Origin of the sequence: Micromonospora humida (assembly GCF_016901255.1) — a bacterium.
In the GTDB taxonomy this organism is placed as follows: Bacteria; Actinomycetota; Actinomycetes; order Mycobacteriales; family Micromonosporaceae; genus Micromonospora; species Micromonospora wenchangensis.
Map to the genome: position 1 here is coordinate 258,903 of NZ_JAFEUC010000009.1, position 25,311 is coordinate 284,213.

Annotated in this window: 26 protein-coding genes and 1 other RNA gene; 20 read left to right on the plus strand and 7 right to left on the minus strand. The window is 70.0% G+C overall.

Features of this window, described 5'->3' with window-relative positions; all coding sequences use genetic code 11:
* Positions 1–11 precede the first annotated feature (11 nt).
* Genes JQX11_RS19800 through JQX11_RS19815 form a run of 4 tightly spaced genes read left to right on the plus strand, consistent with a single transcriptional unit; the run spans position 12 to position 4,196 of the window.
* The gene (locus JQX11_RS19800) at positions 12–1,403 is read left to right on the plus strand and encodes a DUF1501 domain-containing protein (RefSeq protein ID WP_307826258.1); all 1,392 of its coding nucleotides are present in this window, start codon (positions 12–14) and stop codon (positions 1,401–1,403) included.
* The gene (locus JQX11_RS19805; RefSeq protein ID WP_204926423.1) at positions 1,400–2,821 is read left to right on the plus strand and encodes a ferredoxin reductase family protein; all 1,422 of its coding nucleotides are present in this window, start codon (positions 1,400–1,402) and stop codon (positions 2,819–2,821) included. Before JQX11_RS19800 ends, JQX11_RS19805 begins: the two co-directional genes overlap by 4 nt.
* 13 nt (positions 2,822–2,834) lie before the next feature.
* On the plus strand, positions 2,835–3,425 hold the full coding sequence (locus tag JQX11_RS19810; protein ID WP_204926424.1) for an FMN-binding protein: 591 nt from the start codon (positions 2,835–2,837) through the stop codon (positions 3,423–3,425).
* 48 nt (positions 3,426–3,473) lie between these two features.
* Positions 3,474–4,196 carry an FAD:protein FMN transferase gene (locus tag JQX11_RS19815; RefSeq protein WP_204926425.1) on the plus strand — a complete coding sequence of 241 codons (723 nt, stop codon included), beginning with the start codon at positions 3,474–3,476 and terminating at the stop codon, positions 4,194–4,196.
* A 328-nt stretch (positions 4,197–4,524) separates the two neighbouring features.
* Here JQX11_RS19815 and JQX11_RS19820 read toward each other — a convergent pair whose 3' ends face one another.
* Positions 4,525–5,196 carry a bifunctional DNA primase/polymerase gene (locus tag JQX11_RS19820; protein ID WP_204926426.1) on the minus strand — a complete coding sequence of 224 codons (672 nt, stop codon included), beginning with the start codon at positions 5,194–5,196 and terminating at the stop codon, positions 4,525–4,527.
* Between the two features lie 250 nt (positions 5,197–5,446).
* Here JQX11_RS19820 and JQX11_RS19825 point away from each other — a divergent pair, with 250 nt between their 5' ends.
* From JQX11_RS19825 to mctP, 7 genes are all read left to right on the plus strand, one after another.
* The gene (locus JQX11_RS19825; protein WP_204926427.1) at positions 5,447–6,673 is read left to right on the plus strand and encodes a helix-turn-helix domain-containing protein; all 1,227 of its coding nucleotides are present in this window, start codon (positions 5,447–5,449) and stop codon (positions 6,671–6,673) included.
* Positions 6,674–6,689: 16 nt separating this feature from the next.
* Positions 6,690–7,271 (plus strand): flavoprotein, encoded by a 582-nt coding sequence (locus tag JQX11_RS19830; protein WP_088644828.1) that lies wholly within the window; start codon positions 6,690–6,692, stop codon positions 7,269–7,271.
* 90 nt (positions 7,272–7,361) lie between these two features.
* Entirely contained in the window at positions 7,362–8,192 is an 831-nt protein-coding gene (locus JQX11_RS19835; RefSeq protein ID WP_204926499.1) for a Nif3-like dinuclear metal center hexameric protein, read from the plus strand.
* Positions 8,189–8,926, plus strand: a complete 738-nt coding sequence (locus JQX11_RS19840) for a zinc ribbon domain-containing protein (protein ID WP_204926428.1) — start codon at positions 8,189–8,191, stop codon at positions 8,924–8,926. The genes JQX11_RS19835 and JQX11_RS19840 overlap by 4 nt, the downstream gene beginning before the upstream one ends.
* A 4-nt stretch (positions 8,927–8,930) precedes the next feature.
* Positions 8,931–10,142: a bifunctional RNase H/acid phosphatase gene (locus tag JQX11_RS19845; protein ID WP_204926429.1), complete on the plus strand. Its 1,212-nt coding sequence runs from the start codon at positions 8,931–8,933 to the stop codon at positions 10,140–10,142.
* 199 nt (positions 10,143–10,341) lie between these two features.
* Positions 10,342–10,584 carry a DUF3311 domain-containing protein gene (locus tag JQX11_RS19850; protein ID WP_204926430.1) on the plus strand — a complete coding sequence of 81 codons (243 nt, stop codon included), beginning with the start codon at positions 10,342–10,344 and terminating at the stop codon, positions 10,582–10,584.
* A gap of 118 nt (positions 10,585–10,702) precedes the next feature.
* On the plus strand, positions 10,703–12,358 hold the full coding sequence (mctP, locus tag JQX11_RS19855; RefSeq protein WP_204926431.1) for a monocarboxylate uptake permease MctP: 1,656 nt from the start codon (positions 10,703–10,705) through the stop codon (positions 12,356–12,358).
* Between the two features lie 343 nt (positions 12,359–12,701).
* Here the strand turns inward: mctP and JQX11_RS19860 are convergent, their stop codons facing one another.
* A complete protein-coding gene (locus tag JQX11_RS19860) occupies positions 12,702–13,181 on the minus strand; it encodes a MarR family winged helix-turn-helix transcriptional regulator (protein WP_204926432.1) in 480 nt (159 codons plus the stop codon).
* A 69-nt stretch (positions 13,182–13,250) separates the two neighbouring features.
* On the opposite strand from JQX11_RS19860, the gene JQX11_RS19865 reads away from it, so the two are divergent.
* Positions 13,251–14,474 (plus strand): MFS transporter, encoded by a 1,224-nt coding sequence (locus JQX11_RS19865; protein ID WP_204926433.1) that lies wholly within the window; start codon positions 13,251–13,253, stop codon positions 14,472–14,474.
* 16 nt (positions 14,475–14,490) lie between these two features.
* Here the strand turns inward: JQX11_RS19865 and JQX11_RS19870 are convergent, their stop codons facing one another.
* A complete protein-coding gene (locus tag JQX11_RS19870) occupies positions 14,491–15,252 on the minus strand; it encodes a sulfite exporter TauE/SafE family protein (protein WP_204926434.1) in 762 nt (253 codons plus the stop codon).
* A gap of 136 nt (positions 15,253–15,388) precedes the next feature.
* Here JQX11_RS19870 and rnpB point away from each other — a divergent pair.
* An RNA gene (gene rnpB / locus JQX11_RS19875) (RNase P RNA component class A) lies at positions 15,389–15,807 on the plus strand.
* Positions 15,808–16,430: 623 nt separating this feature from the next.
* On the opposite strand, the gene JQX11_RS33620 is transcribed toward rnpB, so the two are convergent.
* From JQX11_RS33620 to JQX11_RS19890, 3 genes are all read right to left on the minus strand, one after another.
* The gene (locus JQX11_RS33620) at positions 16,431–17,174 is read right to left on the minus strand and encodes a HEPN domain-containing protein (protein ID WP_372444613.1); all 744 of its coding nucleotides are present in this window, start codon (positions 17,172–17,174) and stop codon (positions 16,431–16,433) included.
* Positions 17,095–18,075 (minus strand): DUF262 domain-containing protein, encoded by a 981-nt coding sequence (locus JQX11_RS19885; protein WP_204926436.1) that lies wholly within the window; start codon positions 18,073–18,075, stop codon positions 17,095–17,097. Before JQX11_RS19885 ends, JQX11_RS33620 begins: the two co-directional genes overlap by 80 nt.
* A 114-nt stretch (positions 18,076–18,189) precedes the next feature.
* Positions 18,190–18,624 carry a GntR family transcriptional regulator gene (locus JQX11_RS19890; protein ID WP_204926437.1) on the minus strand — a complete coding sequence of 145 codons (435 nt, stop codon included), beginning with the start codon at positions 18,622–18,624 and terminating at the stop codon, positions 18,190–18,192.
* Between the two features lie 674 nt (positions 18,625–19,298).
* Between JQX11_RS19890 and JQX11_RS19895 the strand changes: the two genes are divergently transcribed.
* From JQX11_RS19895 to JQX11_RS19910, 4 genes are all read left to right on the plus strand, one after another.
* Positions 19,299–19,511, plus strand: coding sequence for a hypothetical protein (locus JQX11_RS19895; protein ID WP_204926438.1), 213 nt, complete (start codon positions 19,299–19,301; stop codon positions 19,509–19,511).
* Between the two features lie 139 nt (positions 19,512–19,650).
* Positions 19,651–19,848, plus strand: coding sequence for a precorrin-4 C11-methyltransferase (locus JQX11_RS19900; RefSeq protein WP_307826259.1), 198 nt, complete (start codon positions 19,651–19,653; stop codon positions 19,846–19,848).
* Positions 19,849–19,997: 149 nt separating this feature from the next.
* A complete protein-coding gene (locus tag JQX11_RS19905) occupies positions 19,998–20,819 on the plus strand; it encodes a GntR family transcriptional regulator (protein WP_204926440.1) in 822 nt (273 codons plus the stop codon).
* On the plus strand, positions 20,807–21,583 hold the full coding sequence (locus JQX11_RS19910) for a glycosyltransferase family 2 protein (RefSeq protein WP_307826260.1): 777 nt from the start codon (positions 20,807–20,809) through the stop codon (positions 21,581–21,583). Before JQX11_RS19905 ends, JQX11_RS19910 begins: the two co-directional genes overlap by 13 nt.
* Before the next feature lie 98 nt (positions 21,584–21,681).
* On the opposite strand, the gene JQX11_RS33470 is transcribed toward JQX11_RS19910, so the two are convergent.
* Positions 21,682–22,545, minus strand: coding sequence for a DUF4231 domain-containing protein (locus JQX11_RS33470; RefSeq protein ID WP_307826261.1), 864 nt, complete (start codon positions 22,543–22,545; stop codon positions 21,682–21,684).
* 219 nt (positions 22,546–22,764) lie between these two features.
* Between JQX11_RS33470 and JQX11_RS19920 the strand changes: the two genes are divergently transcribed.
* From JQX11_RS19920 to JQX11_RS19930, 3 genes are all read left to right on the plus strand, one after another.
* Positions 22,765–23,160: a transcriptional regulator gene (locus JQX11_RS19920; RefSeq protein WP_104113758.1), complete on the plus strand. Its 396-nt coding sequence runs from the start codon at positions 22,765–22,767 to the stop codon at positions 23,158–23,160.
* A 280-nt stretch (positions 23,161–23,440) separates the two neighbouring features.
* A complete protein-coding gene (locus JQX11_RS19925; RefSeq protein ID WP_232378173.1) occupies positions 23,441–25,057 on the plus strand; it encodes an FtsK/SpoIIIE domain-containing protein in 1,617 nt (538 codons plus the stop codon).
* Positions 25,054–25,308: a hypothetical protein gene (locus JQX11_RS19930; protein WP_067305988.1), complete on the plus strand. Its 255-nt coding sequence runs from the start codon at positions 25,054–25,056 to the stop codon at positions 25,306–25,308. Before JQX11_RS19925 ends, JQX11_RS19930 begins: the two co-directional genes overlap by 4 nt.
* Positions 25,309–25,311 lie beyond the last annotated feature (3 nt).

Here is a 25,311-nt window from a genome sequence, read left to right on the forward strand (position 1 = left end):
TGGAGAAGCCGGTGACGCACCCGATGGAGAAGACCGTGCCCGCGTTCCCCCTGCACCCCGAGTGCCCCGACCTGCGCCGGCTCGCCGACGACCCGGCGCAGGCGCTGCTGCGCGCCGAAGCCGACCTGGTCGCCGCCGAGAACGCCGCCGAGGCCGACCGCTACCGCCGGCTGGAGGACCTGGAGGAGGCGCAGCAGGACGGGCGCGGGGTGACCCGGCGGACGTTCGTCGCCGGTGCCGCCGCCACCGCCACCGCGCTGGCCACCGCCCAGTTCGTCACCACCTCCGCGTCGTTCGCGGCGACGAGGACCGGCACCCTGATCCACGTCTTCCTCTACGGCGGACTGGACGGGCTGAGCCTGGTCGCCCCGGCCGACGACCCGGTGCTCGCCAAGGCCCGCCCCGACCTGCTGCTCGGCGGCGACTCGCTGGCCCTGGGCCGGGGCTTCGCGCTGACCAGCGCGTTCGCCCCGCTGGAGAAGTGGCTCAGGGCGGGTCAGCTCGGTTTCGTCCCGGCGGTCTCCGACGAGCGGCTGTCCCGCAGCCACTTCCAGGCCGCCGACGCCTGCAACCTCGGCGGTCTGCCCAGCGAGACCGGCGGCCGGGGCTGGCTGGACAGCCTCGTCGACTCCCTCGGCAAGGGCACCGCGTTCCGCAGCGTCGGCATCGGCAGCACCCTGCCCCGTTCGCTGGTCGGCACCAACGGCGCGCTGTCGCTCAACAGCGTCGGCTCGCTGCGGCTCAACGGCGACGACCGCTACCGGGCGGCCACCGAGAAGGCGATCCGGGGCCTGTTCACCGGGATCAACCACCCGGTCGAGGAGGCGGTGATCGAGGGGATGGGCGCGCTGTCCACCGCCCAGCAGCTCGCCGCCAAGCCCTATCAGCCGGCCGAGGGTGTGACGTACGAGGGCGTCGGGTACGCCTTCGGGCAGCTCGCCCAGCTCATCAAGGGCGGGGCGAACGTCCGGGTCGCCACGGTCGGGATGGGCGGCTACGACACCCACGAGAACCAGGGCACCCGCCCCGGCGGCCAGCTCCACCGCCGGCTCGGCGAGCTGGCGAAGGCGATGGCGGCCTTCTTCACCGACCTGGGCGACCGGGCCGCCGACGTCACCGTCATGGTGTCCAGCGAGTTCGGCCGTCGGGTCGCCTCCAACGGCGGCGGCACCGACCACGGCCACGGCGGGGTGGTCACCATCCTGTCCGGGCGTAAGCTCGCCGGTTCGCTGCTGGGCCGTTGGGACGGGCTGAGCGATCTGGACTCGGGGGACGTCCCCGAGTACAACAACATGTTCGACGTCTACGGCGCGGTGGCGCAGGGCCGGTTCGGGTTGACCACCGCCCAGGTCGACAAGATCTTCCCGCGTCGGAAGTACACCCCGATGAAGCTCTACGCGTGACCTACCAGGACCTGCCCGCCGCCGGTCGTCGTACCCGGGACCCGTCCCGGTACGGCGGCCGGCCGGCTGCGTCCGTACCCCCGCCGCCGGCCCGGCCCCGGCGTGGGTCCGCCGGCCGACGGCTGCTGTCCGCGCTGTTCTGGGTCGGCCTGGTGGCCGCGGTGCTGCCGTGGTGGCTCGACACCCCGGCCGGTTCGCTGACCGGCACCGCCGACGTGCTCACCGCCGCCGGCCGGGTCACCGGCCTGGTCGCCGGCTACCTGCTGCTGGTGCAGGTGCTGATGATGAGCCGCCTCGGCGTGCTGGAACGCGGGGTCGGCGGCGAGCGGCTGTCCCGGGTGCACCGGGACCTCGGCGCGACCCTGCTGGTGGCGGTGCTGGCGCACCTGTCGCTGCTGGTGGTCGGCTACGCGCGCACCCGGGGCAACCCGGTCACCGCCCAGGTGGGGCTGCTGCTGCGCGACTTCGACGACATGGTGTCCGCCTTCGCCGCGGCCGGCATCCTGGTGCTCGTCGGCGGCACCGGCATCCGGGCCGTCCGCCGGGCGCTGCCCTACGAACTCTGGTACCACCTGCACCTGACCAGCTACCTGGCGCTGCTGCTCGGCTTCGGCCACCAGTTCAGCAACGGCGCGCAGCTCTTCCCGCCCGGCCCGGTGCGCACCGGCTGGACCGTCGGCTACCTGCTGGTCGCGGCCGCCCTGGTGTGGGGTCGGCTGGTCGCGCCGCTGCTGCTCAACCTGCGGCACCGGCTGCGGGTGGCCGACGTGGTGGCCGAGAGCCCGGACACCGTCTCGATCTACCTGACCGGCCGCCGGTTGCACCAGCTCGACCCGCTCGGCGGGCAGTACCTGCGCTGGCGGTTCCTGGCCCGGGGCTGCTGGTGGCAGTCGCACCCGTTCTCGCTGTCCGCCGCCGCGAACGGCCGCTGGCTGCGGCTGACCGTGAAGGTGGTCGGCGGGCACACCCGGGACCTGCGTGACCTCGACCCGGGCACCCGGGTCTGGGTGGAGGGGCCGTCCGGCACGTTCACCGCCGCGCACCGCACCCGGGAGCGGGCCCTGCTGATCGCCGGTGGCAGCGGCATCGGCCCGCTGCGGGCGATGCTTGAGGAACTGCCCGCCGGAGCGGCCCTGATCTACCGGGCCCGCACCCCGGCCGACGTGCTGTTGCAGCACGAGCTGGACTGGCTGGCCCAGGCCCGGCAGACCTCCGTCTGGTACGTCATCGGCTCCCGCGACGACGCCGGCCCCCGCCAGGTGATGAGCCCGGACGGGTTGCGCCGGCTGGTGCCCGACCTGACCCGCCGCGACGTCTACCTGTGCGGCCCGCAGGGGCTGGTCGACTCCTCGGTGCGGGTGCTCCGGCAGGCCGGCGTGCCCCGCCGGCAGATCCACCTCGCCCCGTTCGAGCTGTAGGAGGGCACCTGACATGCGTCGCGCGTTGCTCGCGATCACCGGGCTGGCCGCCGGCACCACCGCCCTGGTGGTGCTCAAGGGCGCACCGCAGGACCGCCAGGTGGCCGTGGACCTGCCGGCCGGCGTACCGGTCGGCACGCCGGACCGTACCGGACCCGCCACCCCCGGCGCGACGCCGCAGCGGACCACCGCGACACCCGGGCCGACCGGCCGGCCCGACCCCACCGCCGGCCGCACCCCGGCCGCGCGGCGCACCACCCCCGGTGGGGACGCCGGCACCCGCCGCACCCCGGCCGCCGGCCGGACCACCGCGCCGAAGCCCACCACCCGTACGGTCACCGGCCCGGTGGTCTCCACCGAGTTCGGCAACGTGCAGGTGCGGATCACCGTCGCCGGCACGCGGATCGTCGACGCGGTGGCGCTGGAACTGCCCCAGGGCGGCCAGTCCGACCTGCGCAGCGACCGGGTCGATGCCGCCTACAGCGGCACCAGCGGCGACGTGGTGCGTCAGCAGGGCGCGAACCTGGACACGGTCTCCCAGGCGACCGCCACCAGCGACGGCTACCGGCGGTCGTTGCAGGCCGCCCTCGACCAGGCCCGCTAGGTGGGCGCGGCGTCGATTCGGCCCGGCCTGCGCCGGGTCGAGCAGGTCATGGGTACGGCGATCAGCCTGGACCTCGCCACCGACCTGCCCGCCGCCAGCCTGCGGGAGTTGGCCGACGACACGTTCCGCTGGCTGCGCGAGGTCGACGCCCGGTTCACCACCTACCGCGAGGACAGCGAGGTGCGCCGCGTCGACCGGGGGGACCTGCCGCTGTCTGGGGCGTCGGCGGACCTGCGCGCGGTGCTGGCCCGCTGCGCCGACCTGTGGGGCGACACCGACGGCTTCTTCGACGCGTACGCCACCGGTCGGCTGGACCCCTCCGGCTACGTGAAGGGCTGGGCCGCCCAGGTCGCCTCGGACCGGCTGGTGGCCGCCGGGGCGGTCGACCACTGCCTCAACGCCGGCGGCGACGTCCGGGTACGCGGGCACTCGTCGTCGGGGCGGCCGTGGCGGATCGGCGTGCGGCACCCGTGGGACGCGGACGCCACCTGCCTGGTGCTCACCGGCACCGACCTGGCCGTCGCCACCTCGGGCGTCTACGAACGGGGGCACCACGTGCTCGACCCGCGCCGGGGCGTACCGGCCCGGGGGTTGCGTTCGGTCACCGTGGTCGGCCCGGACCTGGGTGTCGCCGACGCGTACGCCACGGCGGCGGTGGCGATGGGCGTGGCCGGCGTCGGCTGGCTCGACCGTCTCCCCGGCCACCTGCACGCGGTGGTCACCGACGACGGTCGGCTGCTGCGTTCCACTGCCCTGCCGCTGGCCGACTGAGGCGTCGACATGGCGGGGTCACCTGCCGGTGGGGGAGTTCACCGGGTCGGACGGTGGGTGCCGGCCGGGCGGGAGCCGGTCGGCCGGGGGCGACCGGGGCGGGAGCCGGCCGGTCGGGTGTCCGACCAGCGGCGGGGCCGTCGCCGGTACGGCGGTTCGGTGCCGCCGGTGTGCCGCATCTCGTCCCTGGCCATGTCGTACCCCCGCTCCGGTGGCGCGTGCGCGCCGTCGTGGTGTGCAACGAGTCCGGCGGCGGCGGGGACGCTGGCGGGAACCCGACCCGGCCACGTCCCGCCCCGCCGCTGCCGGTCGGTCGGCGACCGGCGGGTCAGTGGCCGCGTCGGGGCAGCGGGAGCTGGCCGGGCAGCAGCTCCGGGGTCAGCGTCACCCCGTCGGCCCGCAACGTCTCGATCAGGGTGTTCTGCAACAGGTACGAGTCGGGCAGCCGCCAGCGGGCCTGCTCCGGGGCGACCGCCCAGCGCACCGTGCCCTCGGGCAGTCGGGTGGGGGGTGCCGGAATCCACGAGCCGGTGCCGTGCCGGACGACGTGGAAACAGTGTTCCAGCTCGGGGCGCAGCGGGTCGCCGGGGCGGACCAGGAACATCCAGCGTCCGGTCGGGGTCACCACCACCGGGCCCCGGACGCCCGGACCGGCGGGGTGCCCGGGTACGGCGTCGAGCAGTCGCCGGCCCAGGTGCGCCGAGACCTCCAGCACGTCGAAGGCGCGGCCGGTGGGCAGCAGTACCCCGTGCGGTCGGCTGCGCCACCAGGTGGCCACCCGGGCCGGGTCGGTGCTCGCCCCCCGCTCCCAGTTCTCCAGCGCGGGATGGCAGCCGACGGTGGGACAGCCGGCCCGGCCGCACACGAACCGGCTGCGCGCCAGGCAGGCGCCGGGGGTCACCTCCCAGCCGTGCACCGCGTACCGCACGGCGATCCGGCGCAGCCGGACCCGTTCGATCGGGGCCAGCTGGGCGACCCGTGGCCCGACGTTCCCCCACATGTCCCGTGCTCTCCTCTGGCCTCGACCGGTCACCGCCACCCCTCACGTCGAGCGCCGTCACTGTCGTGATCCGGGCTCGTTGACACCTGACGAACGACTCGTGCAACTTGCACGAAGGTATGAGAACTGGCTGTACGTGTGACGTACACGCTGTGCGACCAGCGGCAACCTGGGCGGACGGATCGAAGGCGCCCGGTGTGGTCGGCCGGAGCCCGGCCGGACGACCCGGCAGGGGGAGGAACAGGAGAAGATGGACGAGCTTCCGATCGGGCGACGGGTGGCCTACTGGCGCGGGCGACGAAAGATGTCCCAGCAGGTCTTCGCCGACCGACTCGGCAAGTCCAAGAGCTGGGTCGACAAGGTCGAACGCGGGGTCCGCCGGCTGGACAAGTTCTCCGTGCTGTACGAGATCGCCGTGATCCTGCGGATCGACGTGCAACTGCTGCTCGGCAAGGACCCGGAACGGCGTACCGACGCGTTGAGCTGCATCGACCAGTTCGAGGTGCAGGAGATCCGGGCCGCCCTGGAGCAGTACTCCTCGATGACCGCGTACTTCGACGGGGTGTCGTACCCGCCGCCCCTGGCCGACCTGCGCAAGGCCGTCACCCACGCCTGGCTCACCTACCAGTACGGCCGCTACGCGATGCTCACCCGGGCGCTGCCGAAACTGCTGCGCGACGCCCAGGCCGCCGACGCCGGCTACGGCGGCGAGTCGGGGCGGGAGGCCGCCCACCTGCTCGGGCAGGTCTACCAGATCGCCTCCTCGGTGCTGCGCAAGCTGGGCGAGTGCGAGCTGGCCTGGCTGGCCGCCGACCGGTCGATGGCGGTCGCCCAGCGCGCCGACGACCAGCTCCTGGCCGGTGTCGCCACGGCCCGGGTCTGCAACGCGCTGGTGGCGATGGGTCGGGCCCGACCCGCCCTGGAGCTGAACCTCAGCATCGCCAACCAGCTCGCCCCCGGCGGCATGAACGACAGCACGCCGGACCGGCTCTCCGTCTACGGCATGCTGCTGTTGCAGGGGGCGATGGCCGCCGCCCGGTTCGGCGACTCCGACGCCGTCGAGGATCTGTTGTACGGGGCGAACGAGGCGGCGCTGATGCTCGGCAGCGACCAGAACCACTACTGGACCTCGTTCGGCCCGACCAACCTGGAACTGCACCGGGCCGCCGCCGCCGTGGAGCTGGGCGACGGCGGGCGGGCGGTGGAGATCCACCAGCGCATCCCCGAGCCGAGCTTCAACGGGCTGCTGCCCGAGCGGCGGGCCCACCACCTGCTCGACCTGGCCCGGGGCTACACCCAGCTCGGTGACGTCGCGATGGCGGGGGAGATGCTGCTGCGCGGCGACCGGCTCGCCCCGTCCGAGATCCGCTGCCGACCCATCGCCCACGAAGTGATGACCGACGTGCTGCGTCGCACACGGGGTGCGTTGCCCGCGCCGATTGCGGAGTTGGCTGAGCAGATGGGAGTCGGAGTATGAACACGGCGGCGGCCGGATGAGCGGCAGCCCCCACCAGAGCAGTGAGCACCGCGGAGTGCTCTACGTCATCGCCTGCGGTTCGCCGCTGGCCCGTCACCTCGATCGGCTCGTAGGCCTGGCCCAGGACGACGGCTGGGAGGTCTGCGTCGTCACCACCCCCGACGGGGCGAAGTTCGTCGACCGGGCCGCGCTGGCCCGGCAGACCGGGCACCCGGTGCGTACCCACTACAAGAACCCGGGCGACCCGGACCTGCTGCCCGCCGCCGACGCGATGCTGGTCTGCCCGGCGACCGTCAACACGGTCAACAAGTGGGCGGCCGGGATCACCGACACGCTGGCGCTGGGCCTGCTCGTCGAGGGGCAGGGCCGGGGTGTGCCGGTGGTGGTGGTGCCGTTCACCAACGTGGCGATGGCCGCGCACCCGGCGTTCCAGACCGGCCTGCGACGGCTGGGCGAATGGGGTGCCACGGTGCTCTTCGGCGACGACGTCTACCCGCTGCACCCACCCGGTACGGGGGAACGGCACCTGCACGCCTTCCCCTGGGAGGCGGCGGTGGCGGCCCTGCCCGGCCGCTCCCGGGCCACCTCGGCCGCCTGACCCGTCGACGGGCGTGGGCGTGACCGCCACCGTGCGCCGGTAAGCTGACCGGCCGTGAGCACAACCGCGTCCCCGCCGTCCGTCGCCGATGTGGTTGCCGAGCTGGATCGGCGTTACCCGCCCGCCTGGGCCGAGGAGTGGGACCGGGTCGGTCTGGTGCTCGGCGAGCCCACCGACCCGGTCCGCCGCGTCTACGGCACGGTGGACGTCGTCCCCGAGACGGTAGCCGAGGCGCTCGCCGCCGGTGCCGACCTGATCGTCGCGCACCACCCGCTGCTGCTGCGCGGCGTCTCCTCGGTCGCCCCGACCACCTGGAAGGGGCGGATCGTGCACGACCTGATCCGCGCCGGGGTGGCCCTGTACGTCGCGCACACCAACGCCGACATCGCCGCGCCGGGCGTATCCGACGCGCTGGCCGCCCGGTTCGGGTTGACCGGCCTGCGCCCGCTGCAACCCTCCGCGCCGGGTTCGGCGTCGGCCGGCGGTGGCCGGGGCATCGGCCGGGTCGGTGAGCTGCCCGCCCCGCTGACGCTCGCCGCGTTGACCGAACGCGCCGCCGCCGTCCTACCGGCCACGGTCTGGGGGGTTCGCGCCGGGGGCGATCCCGCGCGTATCGTGCGTACCCTCGCGGTCAGCGGCGGCTCCGGCGACGGCTTCCTGGCCGCGGCGACCGCCGCCGGTGCGGACGCGTTCCTCACCTCCGACCTGCGGCACCATCCCGCCGGTGAGCACCTCGCCGCCGGTGGGCCCGCCCTGCTGGACGCCGCACACTGGGCGACCGAACGACCCTGGCTGGACGACGTGGCCGCCCACCTGCGGGCCGGCTTCGGCGTCGAGACCGTGGTGTCCGACCTGGACACCGACCCGTGGACCGTGCACGCCGCCGCACCCACGACGGACGACAAGGAGCCCCGACCGTGAAGGCTGAACCCCAGGTCCAGCGCCGCCTGCTCGACCTCCAGGCGATCGACACCACCCTCGCCCAGCTCGCCCACCGCCGCCGGTCGCTGCCCGAGCGGGCCGAGCTGGAGGGCCTGGCCCGGGAGCTGTCCGCCCTGGAGGACGAGCGGGTCCGCGCCCAGGTCGCCGTGGACGACCTGGACCGGGACATCGCCCGCCTGGAGAAGGACATCGACCAGGTGCGGGCCCGCAAGAGCAAGGACGAGGCCCGGCTGGCCAGCGGCAGCGGGCCGGCCCGGGAACTGGAGGCGCTCCAGCACGAGCTGGTCTCGCTCAACCGCCGCCAGGGTGACCTGGAGGACGCCGAGCTGGAGCTGATGGAGCAGCGGGAGACGGCGCAGGCCACCCTCGACGGGATCGAGGCCCGTCTCACCGAGGCCCGGGACCGGCGGGCCGCCGTCGAGCAGCGCCGCGACGAGAACCTGGCCGCGATCGCCAAGGAGGAGGAGTCCAAGCAGGGCGCCCGCAAGCCGCTCGCCGCCGACCTCCCCGCCGACCTGGTCACCCTCTACGACAAGATCCGCGAGGACACCGGCCTCGGTGCGGCGCTGCTCACCGCGGGGCGCTGCGGCGGCTGCCGGTTGGAGCTGTCCGGCGCCGACCTGGCCCGGATCCGCCGCTCGGACCCGGACGAGGTGGTCCGCTGCGAGGACTGCCGCCGGATCATGGTGCGTACCAACGAGTCGGGGCTGTAGCCCGGTGGCGGTGCGCGCGGTCGTCATCGAGGCCGACGGCGGGTCCCGGGGCAACCCCGGGCCGGCCGGTTACGGTGCCGTCGTCCGGGACCCGGCCACCGGTGAGGTGCTGGCCGAACGGGCCGAGTCGATCGGGACGGCCACCAACAACGTCGCCGAGTACCGGGGTCTCATCGCCGGGCTGGAGGCCGCCGCCGAGCTGGGCGCGGCCGAGGTCGACGCCCGGATGGACTCGAAGCTGGTGGTCGAGCAGATGTGCGGCCGGTGGCAGATCAAGCACCCCGGCCTGCGTCCGCTCGCCGCCCGGGCCGCCGCGCTGGTCGACCGCTTCGAGTCGGTCCGGTTCAGTTGGATCCCCCGGGACCGCAACCGGCACGCCGACGCCCTCGCCAACGCCGCGATGGACACCGCCGCCGGCAGGCCCTCCCGGTCGGCGGCGGGTTCGGCCGGCGGTGAGCCGCCCCGGGAGGTGGCCGGTGCCGACTCGCCCGGCCGGGCGCAGGCCCGCGAGGTGGCCGCCCGGGCCGCCACCAGGTCCACCGGCACCGACCCGGCGACCGCCAAGGCGTCCTGGGAGCCGAGGCCGAGTTTCACCGCCACCCGGCTGATCCTGGTCCGGCACGGGGAGACCGAGTGGACCGTGCAGCACCGCTACGCCGGCCGCGCCGACGTGCCGTTGTCCGAGTCCGGTCAGGCCCAGGCCCGGGCCACCGCCACCCGGGTGGCCGCGCTTGCCCCGTCCGTCGCGGCCGTGCTCAGCTCCCCGCTGTCCCGGTGTACGGCCACCGCCGAGGCGATCGCCACCGCGCTCGGCGGTCTGCCGGTACGCCCGCAGGACGACTGGATCGAGTGCGACTTCGGCGACTGGGACGGGCACACCTTCGCCGAGGTCCGCGACCGGTGGCCCGGCGAACTGGACGCCTGGCTCGCCTCGACCCGGGTCGCCCCGCCGGGCGGTGAGTCGTTCACCGAGGTCGGGCAGCGGGTCGACCGGGCGATGGTGGCGCTGCGGGAGGCGTACCCCGGTGAGACCGTGGTGGTCGTCTCGCACGTCTCGCCGATCAAGCTGGCCCTGCGCGACGCCCTCGCGGCCGGCGACGCCCTCCTGCACCGGCTCTACCTGGACGCGGCCGGTATCTCGGTGCTCGACATGTGGCCCGACGGGGGCGTCGCGGTCCGTTCCGTCAACGACACCGCCCACCTCCCGGTCCGCTGATTCCGGATCGTCCCCCGAACCGGCCCGGGATTCCCGGGCCGGTTCGTCGTCGGTCGATGCGTCACGCCCCTCGTCATGCCGTTCGGCGCAGCCGGAACGCCGTTCGGCGCATCGTCAAGCGCCAATTGATCGTGACCGGCCGCACCGGGTCGTAGCGTCCGGCCGTTACTGGCCGGAACGACTACCGGAGGTAGGTCAGATGACCGCTGGCGAACCGGAGACGCCGAGTACGGCGTCGTCCAGGGCGAAGGACCACAGCCCCTGGAACTGGTTGCTCTTCGTACCGATCGTGGTGCCGCTGATCCCGGCGCTGTTCAACGCGGACTCGCCCCGGGTCTTCGGCTTCCCGCGCTTCTACTGGCTGCAACTGGTCTGGATCCTGCTCGGGGTGGCCACCACCACGCTGGTCTACCAGATGACCAAGAAGCGGGGAACCCGGTGAGCGCGAGGAGTGAGCCGGTTTTGCGAGCCCCGCAGTCGCGAACGAAAGAAGCTCCGGTGAGCGCGAGGAGTGAGCCGGTTTTGCGAGCCCCGCAGTCGCGAACGAAGGTGGTCTGCTGATGTGGCGTGATCATCTGACCGAGATCATCGTATTCTCGGCGCTCTTTCTGCTGGTCAGCGCGATGGGTTTCGTGGCGGCCCGGTGGCGGGCGCCGAAGGACATGGCGCACCTCGACGAGTGGGGGCTGGGCGGGCGCAGCTTCGGCGGCTGGATCACCTGGTTCCTGGTCGGCGGTGACCTCTACACGGCGTACACGTTCGTGGCGGTGCCGGCGCTGATGTTCGGGGCGGGTGCGGCCGGGTTCTTCGCCGTGCCCTACACGATCGTCATCTATCCACTGGTGTTCCTGGTGCTCTGCCGGCTCTGGTCGGTGTCGCACCGGCACGGGTTCGTCACCCCGGCCGACTTCGTCCGCCGCCGGTTCGACTCGCCGGTGCTGGCGCTGCTGATCGCGATCACCGGCATCGTGGCGACCATGCCGTACATCGCGTTGCAGTTGGTGGGCATCGAGGCGGTGCTCAAGACGATGGGGGTCACCGGGGACAGCGCGGTGGCGCGGCACCTGCCGATCATCATCGCCTTCGCGATCCTGGCCGCCTACACCTACCAGTCCGGCTTGCGCGCCCCGGCGCTCATCGCGTTCGTCAAGGACAGCCTGATCTACGTCGTGATCCTGGTGGCGGTGATCTACCTGCCGTACAAGCTGGGGGGTTGGGGTTCGATCTTCGACGCGGCGGACGCGAAGTTCGCGGCCTCGCCGAACCCGAACGACGGCATCCTGCTCAACGCCAACAACCAGCTCCAGTACGTCACCCTGGCGTTCGGTTCGGCGCTGGCGCTGTTCCTCTACCCGCACAGCATCACCGGCGTGCTGGCCAGCCGGAACCGGGACGTGATCAAGCGGAACATGTCGGCGCTGCCGGCGTACAGCCTGCTGCTCGGCCTGATCGCCCTGCTCGGTTTCATGGCGATCGCGGCCGGAGTGAAGCCGCTGCCGGGGGCGAAGGAGGGCACCGTCGACAGCAATACGGTGGTGCCGGTGCTGTTCGACCAGCAGTTCCCGGACTGGTTCGCCGGGGTGGCGTACGCGGCGATCGGCATCGGTGCGCTGGTGCCGGCGGCGATCATGTCGATCGCGGCGGCGAACCTGTTCACCCGCAACATCTACAAGGAGTACCTGAAGCGGGACGCCAGCCCGGCGCAGGAGGCGAACGTCTCGAAGATCACCTCGCTGGTGGTGAAGGTCGGCGCGGTGGCCTGCATCGTCTTCCTCGACCCGCAGTTCTCCATCGACCTCCAGCTCATCGGCGGTGTGATCATCCTTCAGACGCTGCCGGCGGTGGCGCTGGGCCTCTACACCCGCTGGTTCCACCGGGGCGCGCTGATCGCCGGCTGGGCGGCCGGCATGGGGCTGGGCATGTGGATGCTCTACCAGATCCCCAACCCGGCGTCGAAGCGCGCGCACTTCGGCGGGTCGGCGTTCCCGCTGTCCGACTTCGGCTTCGACACCAAGAAGACGATCTACGTGGGCATCGTCGCCGTGCTGGTGAACCTGGTGGTGGCGGCGCTGGTGACGCTGGTGCTGCGGGCGGCGAAGGTGGCCGAGGGCGTGGACGGCACCACCCCCGAGGACTACTTCGCCGACGAGGGTGACCCCCGCGTCACCCCCGGCCCCGACCGCGACGCCGACTCGGCTCGCGAACCGGTCGCCTGACCCCGCCGTCCCCTCCCTCCCCGCTGCGCCCCCGCCCCGCTCCGCCCCTCCCCACACCCGTCCCGCCCGCCCCGGTGATCAAGAGGTTCGCGTCAACATTCCGCTGGAAACTGACGCGAACCTCTTGATCACGCGACCGGCCCGGCCGTCAGGCCACCCGCCGGCCGGTGGGAGGCGATGGGGGTCGGTGATCAAGAGGTTCGCGTCACCCGTCGGGCGTGCAGGTGACGCAAACCTCTTGATCACCGGGGCGGGGAGGGGAGCCGGGGGCGGGTGAGGGTGGGGGAGTCGGGGTGGTTGGGAGGGGACCGGGGCGAGGGAGTGGCGGGGCGGGTGGGCGGGGTCAGCGGCGGCGGGTGCGGGAGTCGAGGGCCTGGTTGAGCCGGCCCAGCAGGGTGGCCAGGGTGTCCCGGTCGGTGGAGGACCAGTCGGCCAGGATGTCGCCGTAGAGCCGGGTCCGGGCGGCCTGGACGGCGGCCATCCGGTGCAGGCCGGAGGGGGTGGGAGAGATCACCGTGCCCCGGCCGTCCGCCGGGTCGGGGGCGCGGGCGATCAGTCCGTCGCGTTGCAGCGCCGAGACCTGCCGGGTGACCGTGGAGCCGTCCAGGTTGAGCCGGGCGGCCAGCGCCGAGACGTTCTGCGGGCCGGTGGCGTCCAGGTGGCGCAGGATCACGTACGCCGCCCGGTCGAGGACCCGGTGCTCGGCGCTGCCGGTGGCCCGGCGGGTGGCCTCGCCCAGCCGCATCAACAGGGCGACCTCGGTCTCGATCCGGCCGAGGGTGGCCTCGCCCGACTCCGTTCGCTTCGCCTGGTCGTCGCTCATAGCTGTATGATACAACAGAATTACCTGTACGATACAGCTATATGCGGCTTCGGCCCGACAGGAGGCGGAGTGGACCGGCGAACCGAGCCCCACCGCAGTGCCATCTACGCCACCACGCTGGTGGCCTTCCTCGCCATCGCCGGCATCGCCGTGGTGGACCCCATCCTGCCCGTCATCGGCACCGCCATCGGCGTCACCGCCTGGCAGGTCGAACTGCTGTTCACCGCGTACATCGCGGTGATGGCCGTCGGGATGATCCCGGCGACCCTGGCCAGCGGACGCTTCGGCTTCAAGCCGGTGCTCGTCACCGGCGTCTCGGTGGTCGGCCTCGCCGCCATCGCCGCCTCGTTCAGCAACGACATCGTGCAACTGTCGGTGCTGCGCGGTGTGTGGGGGCTGGGCAACGCGATGTTCTTCGCCACCGCCATGGTGGTCCTGGTCAACCTCGCCAATGACCGGGAATGGGTGGTCGGCCTCTTCGAGACCGCGCTCGGCCTCGGCTTCGCCGTCGGCCCGCTGATCGGTGGCCTGCTCGGCGAGATCAGCTGGCGACTGCCGTTCTTCGTCTGCGGCGTGTTCATGGTGTTCGCCCTACTGGTGGCCGCCCGCAAGCTCCGCGAGCCGACCCACCGGCAGCCGCCCGTACGACTGGGGCAGATCTTCGCCACCTACCGCCGGCCGGCGTTCATCACCCTCTGCGTGGTCACCGCCGCCTACAACTTCGTCTTCTTCGTGGTGCTCGGCTACACGCCGCTCTTCCTCGGCCTCGACGTCATCCCCCTCGGCCTCGCCTTCACCGGCTGGGGCCTCGGCCTGGCCGCCGGCATCCTGCTCATCGGCCACCGGTTGGCCCACCGGATCGGCGCGGTGCAGACCGTCGGGGTGGCCCTGGTCGGCCTGCTGGCCTGCATGGTCCTCTTCGCCACGTCGGCCGGCACCGCCGAGTCGCTGGTGGTGCTCGTCGTCGCCGGCCTGTGCATGGGCATGGCCAACGCCAACCTCACCGACCTGGCACTCGGCCTCGGCTCCGCCGACCGGCGGGTCGCCACGGGCGCGTTCAACCTGGTCCGCTGGGGTGCCGCCGCACCCGCCCCGATCCTCGCCGGCAAGCTCGCCGAACACGGGCTGGCGCTGCCGTTCTGGGTCGGGGCCGGGGTACTCGCCGTCGGCCTGCTGGTCTACCTGGCCTGCGCGCACCTGATGGCCGCCGGCTACGGCGAACGGCTGCTCTGGTCCCGCTGGAACCGGGCCGCCCGGCGGGCCGAGCACGAACCCGTCGGGGAGGCGTACTGAGCGGCCCCGGGGTCGCTCAGCCCAGCGCCCGCCAGAGCAGGTAGAGGCCGATCGCCGTACCGAAGCAGACGATCAGCGTCCGGAGCACCACCGGTGGCAGGCGGCGGGTCACCCGCGCCCCCACGTACCCGCCGAGCATCGTGGCCGGCGCGACCACCGCGACCGCCGCCCAGTTGACCGGCCCGAACAGGGCGAATACCACGAGCGTGGTCAACCCCACCACGGCCGACAGCAGGTTCTTCACCGCCGACACCCGGGCCAGCGTCGCGTCCAGCACCAGGGCCAGGCCGGCCACCAGCATCACCCCGAGCGCCGCGCCGAAATAGCCGCCGTACACCGTGCCGACCGCGACCATCGCCTGCACCGTGAGGGTACGGCGGCGCGGGCCCAGGTCGGCCGGATGCCCGACCAGCCGGCGCAGCGGCCCCTGGAAGGCCAGCACCGCCGTCGCCCCGAGCACCAGGAACGGCACCACCAGGTCGAACGCCCGCGCCGGGGTCGCCAGTAGGAGCAGACAGCCGACCCCCGTGCCGAGCACCGCCGTCGGCAGCAACGGCCACAGCGTCCGCCGGGGCGGCAGATCCATCCGGCTGCCCGCCACACTCGCCGCGTAGCCCGGGAAGACCGACACCGAGTTGCTGACGTTCGCCGCCACCGGCGGGATGCCCACCGCGATCATCGCCGGGAAGGTGATCAGCGAACCACCGCCGGCCGCCGCGTTCACCGTGCCCGCGGCGAGACCGGCGACCATCAGCAGTACGGCATCGGAGAGCTCCATGGGGCCCAGAGGCTAGTACGCCCTGATCAGAGCGTTTGCACCGCGTCGACCGCTTACCATTTTCGCCTCCGGCGCGGCGCGGACCGGGGTGGAATCGGGGTTGGCCGCTGCGTCGTTAGGATGGAGACGCGACGGACGAGTCGACCGGGCGGTCGCGTCGGCGGGCTACGGCCCGCCGCCGAGGAACGTCCGGACTCCACAGGGCAGGGTGGTTGCTAACGGCAACCCGGGGCGACCCGCGGGACAGTGCCACAGAAAACAGACCGCCGCCCCCACTCGGGGACGGTAAGGGTGAAACGGTGGGGTAAGAGCCCACCAGCACCCCGGGTGACCGGGGTGGCTCGGTAAACCCCACCCGGAGCAAGGCCAAGCAAGGGCCGTCACCGCAAGCTGACGACCCGGCGCAGACGCTTGAGGGCTGCCCGCCCGATGTCTGCGGGTAGGCCGCAGGAGCCTGTCGGCGACGGCAGGCCGAGATGGATGGCCGCCGCCGGTGCGGGCCCCGCGAGGGGTACGCGCCGCGCACAGAATCCGGCGTACAGGTCGACTCGTCCGTCGCCCACCAGCTCAGAGCCGTGATCAAGGCTCTGAGCTGGTTCTATGTTCGGGCGTCGATGGTCGTCCTTGGTCATCGTTAGGTGGCGTTTGACGGCCCGGTGACGGCCCGGACGGCCCAGAGACGGCCCAGGATTCCTTGACTCGGGGGTCAGTTGGACCCGTCTGCGGTGGCCTGCCTGCGGCTCGGTGGCGGCCTGGTCCTCGTCGACGGCGGACGGCGTGCGGGATGAGCCGGGTACGTCCTGGTGGTCGAGCTGCTGGCGCGACCCGGCTACCCGGTGGCAAGCCAGTCCCGGGGTTGGACTGGTGCGGCAGCCGGAAGCCCCGACCACGCGACCAGGCCGACCCGACGGCTTCCGTCACGGCCTTGCTGGACCTGGTGCCTCTGGTTGGTGGGGCGGTGTCCCGGCGGCTGTCGGCGGCTTACCGCCCCGGTGCCGTAGGCGTCCGGGGCGGATTGCCGCCGGCCGGGCTTGCCGCCCCGCACCGCGCGGAGCGCGGTGCCTTGATCCAATACAGAACAATTCAGCAGAGGGCTCCCTCATGGGTAATGTCCCTCAAGGGTAACTAACGGATCGCGCCGCGTTCGTCTTCGCCGGGAATCGCATAAGACGTGTGTCCTAACGTCCTACTGTGAATGTCGAGTGATCGTCGCAGCTTGCTTCCAACCAATTAATAAAATCGATCCACCGAGATTCCCACAGGTTTATCAACTCAAGCACCTCCTCATGGGTGTAGTTGCGCCCAACTTCGTCGGGCGTTAGGCGCCCATGAGCTATGCCGTTACGTAGATCAACGATGGTGTTGAGTTGTGGCCACACTTCCTTGAGGATGGGCCCAGGATCTCCCAAGTCGAATAGCTCACAGAAAAGCCCAACTTGGGAGGCCTTCATAAAACTACCATCGTGAGGAAAAAGGCTTGTGTTGATATCTCTGGCTCGACTTTCGGTGAGAGCTTGCACCACCTTCGGTCCTTGTCGTCTCCAGAGCTTGTCTTTGCTTGAGCCTGCCAAGCTTTGGAACGCCTCGTAGGCCAGAAAGAGCCGGAGGCCCGGCTTCATTCTCCGTGCAGTGGCCCGAGACTTCGCCACGAACTCAAGTAATGTTCGGCAAAGACTTGTTAAAAGGTGTTCGTAGGCAGCAAAGAGTAGGAGTATCGAAAGTCCTCGTAGTTCGCGGGATACATCCCCACTGCCCTCGCTGCCCCCGTGGGCAGCATCGAGGAGTCGGCGCGATGTTGCAATTCGCTCCCTGAATGCTCGCCGATGAGTTTCGCAATCCAGCTTAGGCTTCAAGGAACCTGTCCCTGCAGAACTCAATCCGTCCCGCCACTCGGTTCCTTGTGTTAGTGGCCCCAGTGACAAACGAACGTAGTTTATCGCTCGACAGCCAAGTAGGGTCTTTAATCGCCGGCAAATTTGCCCTCTGGGTAAGCGCAATGGCGGCACCCACCGAGACGCCCTCGAAGAGGTTAACTGGAGTGGTTCCTTTTCGGCTCTTCAGCCCTAGAGGGAAGCACTGTGCGAGATAGGAGAATGTCTCCTCGAATATGGCGCTCCGCTTCGCGGCTTCTGCACTCGTCTGGCAAGCGATAGTAAACTCATCCAGAAAGTCCTTGACAAGGTGGTCGAAGTTTTTGTAGTTCTCTAAGTAGGCAAAGAACCTCAGAACGTACTCCTCCGGTGTGCCGTCATTCTCGCTGCCCTTCTGCAATCGGACCACTGTGCGGAAATCGACGTTCCGGGAAAGGGTACGCAAGAGGTCAATGAACTCACCGCGGAAGACGCACTCACGCACCTCTTGATGAGAGAGTCGAATTCCGCCGGTATTTAGACGTTCGAATAAGTCGAACCGGACGCGAATCTCACTCTTATCGTTTAGAACGACAACCTTGAGTGGTCGGTCTTCGAATAATGATTGAAGGTCGCCTGGGAGTTCGCTGAATGTCCGGCCATTGAATGTCTCTAGCTTGTCAAGGTCGTGGAGTGCTAGGGGTGAATCCGAGAGGCGGATTCGCGATCGGGCATTAGTGTTTCCTGCAAAATTTACGAGCGTGGTCACCCTTTGGAGGCCGTCAACGACCTCCCAGCTATTTACGCGATTAGCTTCGGCGTTGGTTGCCATAAACAAGGGAGGTACGGGGATTCCCAAGAAGATCGATTCGACTAGTTTCGACTGCCGTGCGTGATCCCACTGGAACTTCCGCTGATATGAAGGTGCGACATCAATACGACCTTTTTCGATTCTCCTTAGGATTTCGTCCACAGTGACATCGTAAGTGTCAAAATCGACTTCACGTCTCTGGTCGTCCAGTTCGGTTCGCTGGTCCTGGGCCGTGCTTTTCAACTAGCGATCTCCGATCTTCCTGCCTGCATTCTTCTACTCTTGGCCTGCCGCGCCTTGCAATGGGCGGCTATAAATGCAGATAACTGATTCGGTGTTGCCATTTACTTGCAAAACTGAACGAACTTCTACAAGGGGTGATCCGGTTTCGACATCAAAAATTGCAGCCAACTCTTCGTCTGCTGGGACATGACGTGGACTTGAGGGAATTGATGTCGTCTCGAACTCATCCCCTTGCTCCAATGGAAAAGCAACGTAGGTTCCGCGCCCATGTGCTGTAGCAACCAGCCGCTCCTCCCTTAAAGAGGCTATGGCCTGGCGAACCGTGCCACGACTAGCACGAAACTCGGCGGTAAGCGAGGCCTCGGTTGGCAAGAGGCTGCCTGGCGGTATGACACCGCTCTCGATGCGCGACCGCAGTTCATCAGCGATGGTGCGGTAGCGGGGTTGTCTGTGGTGCGGGGTGGGCACCCGCTCACCGTACATGGCACTTGTCTTACCAAGTGCCATGTAAGCGACGCATCTTAACGTCTAGACAACTCGTCCACTTGTAGATACGTTTCCTGGTGTGCGGCCGGGGTGACGGCTCGTGTCAGGGGTGGTCGCGGTGTCGGCCCTGGCCGCACCTATGCGCGGCGTCCTGTGGGACCGGTTGCGGTAGCCGCGTAGACAAGTTGGCTCGGCGATACCCGACCCGTCCGGCGTCGGACGGTGCGCTGTGCCTTCATCCGGGCCGGCGGTCGGCCACAGACACGCTTGTGGTCGGCCGCCGGTTCCTCGTCTACCTGTGGAGGTGCGATGTCCGGCTCTCATCGTCGACGCGGTTGGTTGTCGTCCTGGTGGCCCCGCCGACGTACGCCGATCCCGACCACCAGCAGCGACACGCAGTCGGCGTCGTCCGGCGGATCGGTCGTCCCTGCGCCGTGGTGGTCGGTTGGTGTCACGCGGGAGCTGCCCGTGTTGCGGTATGCGCCGTTGATGACGGTGGCGCAGGCGCACCGGGGGCACGGCGGGCGGTGGACACGATGACCCGTCCGAGCAGGCCGGCTCCGGTCGCGAGTCACCCGGACTGGTGCACGCCGGAGCGGTGCGGCTATCTGGTGCCGCCGGTGATGGCGCACATGGCTCGTCGTCATCGTGGCCACATGCTTCGGGTCGGTGAGAAGCGGGCGAGTGGGCTCGTCGTCACGTACCTGATCAGTGCGGAGACTCCCGGTGCTCCGCTGGTGTGTGTGCACGCGTCGTGTCGGGCGGGGAACGCTTGGGCGGAGTTGTCGCTGTCGGAGGCGGCCGAGCTGGTGGAGCAGTTGCGCGGGTTGCTGGTGCAGGCCGGCGGGCAGGGGGCCGGCGATGAGTGACGGCTTTCCGATGATGAACCGGCGGTTGCCGGCGTCGCCTCGGCCGGTGGTGTGTCCGCCGTGGTGTCGGGGTTGTGGGCCGAACGATCCGATGCACCGGGGGTACCTGGCCACGATCGGGCGGGAGGGGACCGGGTGGGTGAGTCTGCAACTGCTCATCGACCGGTTCACCCGCCGCGAGCCGGCGATCAAGCTCGACGCGACCCACTACGGCACCACGCAAACCGTGCTCCTGACGCTGACCCACGTCGACCGGCTCATCGAGGAACTGACCCACGCCCGACACGCCATGCAGGCGCAGGCGGGGCGGCGCGGGTGGACGGGAGAGACGCGGTGAACGCCAACTTCCGGCGGGGTGCTGGGGCGCGTGGTCCTGGTGGGCGTCGTGGGCAGGCTCCGCGAGCAGGGGCGGTGGTGGTGCCGGCGGTGCCGGAGCGGCCGGCTGGGGGGACCACCTGGCAGACGTTGGAACGTCTAGGGGGTACGGTGACCGGTGTGCATGGCCGGGACTGGCGCCCTCGCTACCTGCAACTCGCGGAAGAGTTGCGGGCGAAGATCATGAGCGGGGAGCTTGCCCCCGGCACGCTGATGCCCAGCGAAACCGAGCTGGCCGAGTCGTCCGGGCTGTCCCGCACGAGCGTCCGTAATGCCATCCGGCAGCTCCGGGAATGGGGTCTGGTCCGGGCGGAGCAGGGGCGCGGCACCTACGTGCGGGCACCCCGCCAGCGGGTACGCCGCCGCAACACCGAGCGGTACCAGTGGGAGAAGGACCGGGTCCTGCTCGACGAGGACGAACGGTTGAAGACCGGCGCGACCGAGCACGACACCGGCCTGACCGTCGATGACCTCAAGTTCCACGCCGAGTACACCCGCGTCGACGCCAATGACGAGATGGCGGCGGCCCTCCAGGTCGAGCCGGGCACGCCGCTGCTGCGCCGGGTCTACTGGACATCGTCGCGGCACGAGAACGCGCCGCTGACCGTGTCGTACTCCTACCTCCCGTATGACCTGGTCGCCGCGAACCCGGACCTGCTCGACGCCAGCAAGGAACCCTGGCCCGGCGGCACGCAACACCAGCTCTACACCCTCGGCATCGAGCTTGACCGCATCGACGACGAGATCCGCGCCCGGCCACCGTCACCGGATGAGGCCGAACTGTTGGACATCGACCCGGGCGTCTCCGTGCTCACCGTGCGCAAAACCTCCGTCGACACCACCGGCCGGGTCGTCGAGGTCGCTGACGTGGTGATGCCGGGTGACCGGACCGAGCTTGTCTACTCCCACAAACTCCAGCGGTGGAAAACTTGACGCAGCTCGTCTCGGTCATTACCCCGGTCCACGCGCCCAGCATCGAGTACCTGGCTGGCGCGTACGCATCGCTGGTCAAACAGGAGATGCCGCCGGGGTGGGACTGGCAATGGCTCGTCCAGGAAGACGGACAGACCGGAGCCCTGGCCGACGTCCTGCCCGACGACCCCCGGATCAGCCTCGGCACCGGCCGACCTGGTGGGCCTGGTGTTGCCCGGACCCTTGCACTGTCCCGGGTTGACGGCGACCTCATCAAAGTTCTCGATGCCGACGACCAGTTGACCCCCGGCGCGCTCGCGCGGGACATCGCCGCGTTCGACGCGCACCCACAGATCGGGTGGACCACCTCGCGGGTACTTGACCTGCTTCCCGACGGGTCGACCGCCGGATGGGACAAGGACCCGGCCGGCGGGGTCATCGACCGGGGCGCGGTCCTGGCCTTCTGGCAGGCCAACGACTACCGGGCATCCGTCCACCCGGCAACTCTGTGCCTGCGGCGGGATCTCGTCTTCGCCCTCGGCGGCTGGATGGCCCTGCCGGCATCCGAGGACACCGGCCTCCTCCTGGCCGCCAACGCCGTCACCGCCGGCTACTTCACCCGCGAATACGGCCTGCTCTACCGCAAATGGCCCGGCCAGGTCACCAGCCAAGCCGCACACCGCGAACCCGCCGAATACCAAGCACGGATGAGGATCATCGAGGCCAGAGCCGCCGCCCTGGCCTCGATGGTCCCGCACGGCTTCGGCGGCAACGCCACCATGTAGCCCGAGGCCGCCGCCTTTGGTGGTTCCACCTTCGAAGCGGCATAGGTCAAACCGAGGGCTGGAGCATCACCCGTTGGGCAATAGTTCCCGACTGGTCTTTATCGCTCCTCCTTCTGCCCTGGCGACTGTTCGAGTTGGAGTTCACGTTTGCGCTGCTCGTCGCGCAAGCGCTCGACATTCTGTGCGAACAGGCGCAGCCTCGACGCTTCCTTTCCGTCGCCGTGTTCTGCATATTCGTTCAAACGGAACTGTGTGGCGTTGTAGTGCTTCTCAATTTCATCGGCAGTCAGTTGCAAGTTGTAACCGCGCTCGCGGAATTTGAAGTAGGCGGCCAGCCCTGCGGTGATGCTGATGAAGGCGGTGAGACCTGTTGAAACCCAGCTCAACGGGTGCTCCCCGGCCATGACTGCCGTGGTGGTGGAGGCGACTACGGAGCCGATGATGATAATGGCTTGAACGGTATTGTGTGCCCTGAGGTTTCGAGTAGCGCGGGTGCGGAACTGTGCAACAATATCCTGCGACGCCTCCCGATACAGTCGGAGCGACTCCAGAGACTCTGATGGTATTCGAGTGGCGGCACTCTGGCGATCATGCCCGAGGTTGCGCACCATCACATCGAACTCAATTATCTTGCGGCGGTTTTTGAGGACAAGCCAACCCACGCCAATGCACAGAACCAACAGTGCAATCAGCCCGACATAGCGGGTTGTGACGGGCTTTTCGTGCCATAGCCCGACAACTACCGAGTAGGCAAGTAGTGCAATTAGCGCGAAGCTGGAAATCAGGATTAGCCAGTATGCGAACTGGGCGGATCTGGCCGTGCGGAGCTGATCGATTGCCAGTTCGTAGTTCTTGCCGATTTCTCGGTATCTCTCCTGAGCCTCGAAAGCGCTGACAGGCCGCGCCTCCGTCTCATTGTGTCGGGCTTGACTCTGCGGGTCATCAGGGGTGGTCACAAACACTCCGCACATGGTCGGACGCTGACAGTAAGGGCCGGCCAGTCTCCCTCGTGCATAGTTCGAAAAGCAAGGTTCTGTCGTATTGATGTCAATTGGTTCGTCCGGCAGTCGACATGTCGACCAATCCGCAGGGGGCCGCGAAGCTTGTTGACTTGTCTGCCAAGTGGCGTCTACCTTGGAGTCTCCACTTGGCAGACATGCCAACAACTTGGAGGTTGAGCGATGGCTCTGCGTGGCGGTACGAGGTTCGCCGTGCGTTGTGAGGACGTCTTCCCGGCGGGGTGCGCCCTGGTTCCCGAGTCGCTGGGTGAGGTCGAGGACTACGACGAGAAGACCGGGCGGCGTAGCCCGGCGAAGGACAAGCTGACCGGTCAGCGGGTGTGGCAGGTGCGGGTGATGGACCTGGATCCGGAGCTTGGCAAGCGGTCCCGGGAGACGACGGTCAAGATCTCCGCTGACTACCAGCCGGTGCCGCCGACGGGTGCGCCGTTCGAGGCGGTGGAGTTCGAGGGCATGACGGTCACGCCGTACGTGACGAACAACAACCGGATGGCGTACTCGCTGCGGGCGACCGGGATGCGCGCCCCGGCGGGTGTGGCGAAGAAGGCGGCGGCGTAGCCGCTGAAGGTTGGGGGGCAGGGCTGTCTGGTCTTGGCGGACGGCAGCCCCGCCCCCTTGGTGTCTCTTCCCCCTGCTCTGTCGAGAGAGGTAGTGACGTGTCCAAGCGTAGGCGTTCGGCTGCCCCGGCTTCGCCTCGGTGCGAGGTGTGTCAGTCCCGGTTCGACCCGGCCACCGGTGCCGACGGTCGATGTGCCGGGTGTGTCGGGCAGCTCGTTCTTCCGTTCCCTCCGGTCCGGGATGCATCGGGCCGGTTCGTGTCCCTGCGGGGTGGGCGATGATGCGCCGGCCTCGTGGCGGGGTCGTGATGGTGACCGCCGGGGACCTGATGGTGGTCCGACCGAAGCGGTTCGTCCTGCCGATGTGGCTGGTCGTGCTCGGCCTGGTGCTGCGCTGGACCGCCCGGTTCTGCTGGTGGTGCCTGCGACACCCGGTCACCGTGGGCCTGGCCGTGGCCGCCGTCGTCCTCTACGTCGAGCACGGCTGGCCGGGCCTGGTGGTGCCGCTGGTCCTGGCGTCGGCGGTGTCGGCGCTGTGGCGGTGGCGCGATGAGACGTCCTGGTGGCGGTGGTGCGCCGGGCCGCTGCTCGGCCGGTTCCGTCAGGTCGTCGTCTACCGGCGGGCCTGGCCCGAGGCGATGACCCTGTGCGGCCTGGCCGCAACGTATGACCATCTGCCGGTCCTGCCGCAGTTGCTGCGGGTGCGCTCGGATCAGGCCCTGGACGTGCTGACCGTGCGCATGGTCCGGGGGCAGACCCCGGCCGACTTCCAACAGGTCACCGCGAACCTCGCGTACGCCTTCGGCCGGCGGCACGCCCGGGTCTACTCCGAGCGGCCCGACACCCCGCCGACCCGTACCGGCTACTCGGCGCTGCCGCTCGGGTGGGTCGACCGGCTGCGGTTCCGGGACCGGCCCACGCTGGTGTACCTGGTGCTCGTCCGTACCGATGCGCTGCGGCCGGTGGTGCCGCCGTTCGACACCCCGGCCGTCCCCGACTTCACGGCGCTGCCGTTGGCGCGGCGGGAGGACCTGGGGACCTGGTCGCTGCACCTGCTCGCCACCCATGTGCTGATCGGTGGGGCCACCCGCTCCGGGAAGGGCTCGGTGCTGTGGTCGCTGGTCCGCTCGCTGGCCGGTGGCATCACGTCGGGCCTGGTGCGGCTGTGGGTGATCGACCCCAAGGGCGGGATGGAGTTCGCCATGGGCCGGCCGCTGTTCGCCCGGTTCGCCTGCAAGTCGTTCGAGGCCATGGCGGATCTCCTCGACGAGGCCGTGACCGTGATGCGGGAGCGTCAGACCCGACTCGCCGGCACCGTGCGGGTGCACACGCCGACCGAGGCTGACCCCCTGGTCGTGGTCGTCATCGACGAGATGGCCGCACTGACCGCGTACCTGCAAGACGTCGACCTGCGTAAGCGCATCGCATCATCGCTGGGGCTGCTGCTGTCGCAGGGTGCCGGGGTCGGGGTGCTGGTGGTGGCCGCGTTGCAGGACCCGCGTAAGGAGGTGTTGCCGTTCCGGGACCTGTTCCCGACCCGCATCGCCCTCGGCCTCACCGAAGCCGCTCAGGTTGATCTCGTGCTTGGTGACGGTGCCCGCAACCGGGGCGCTCTCGCGGATCAGATGCCCCGATGGGCCAAGGGCGTGGGGTACGTGATCCTCGACGGCACCCCGGAACCGATGCGGGTCCGGTTCTCCTACGTCAGCGACGACGACATCCGCGACCTGGCCCAGCGGTACCCGGCTCCGGCCGAGGCGGCGGACATCCTCGCCCAGGTCGGCCGGGAGTCCACCCCGGAACCGGTCCGGCCGGCCCTGCCCCGGCCCCGACGTGGGCCACTGCTGCCCGACGCGCTGCGCACCATCCTCGACGCCGACCAGGGCGAACCCCGATGACCGGCCCCACCGACGGCCGGCGCTTCTACCGGCTGCGTACCCCCGAACCGGTCACCGCCGTGTCCGTCCGCGTCGACCCCGACCGACCCGACCCGTACCCCGTCTATCTGGCGGTCGGTGCGGGCCGGCGGCGGATGTCCCTGACCCCCGATGAGGCGTGGGCGCTGTGGCGGTGCCTCTCCGAAGCCGTCGCCACCCTCGGCACCCCTCCCGACTACATCCGCACCGACATCCGACCTGCCCGGAGGTAACCG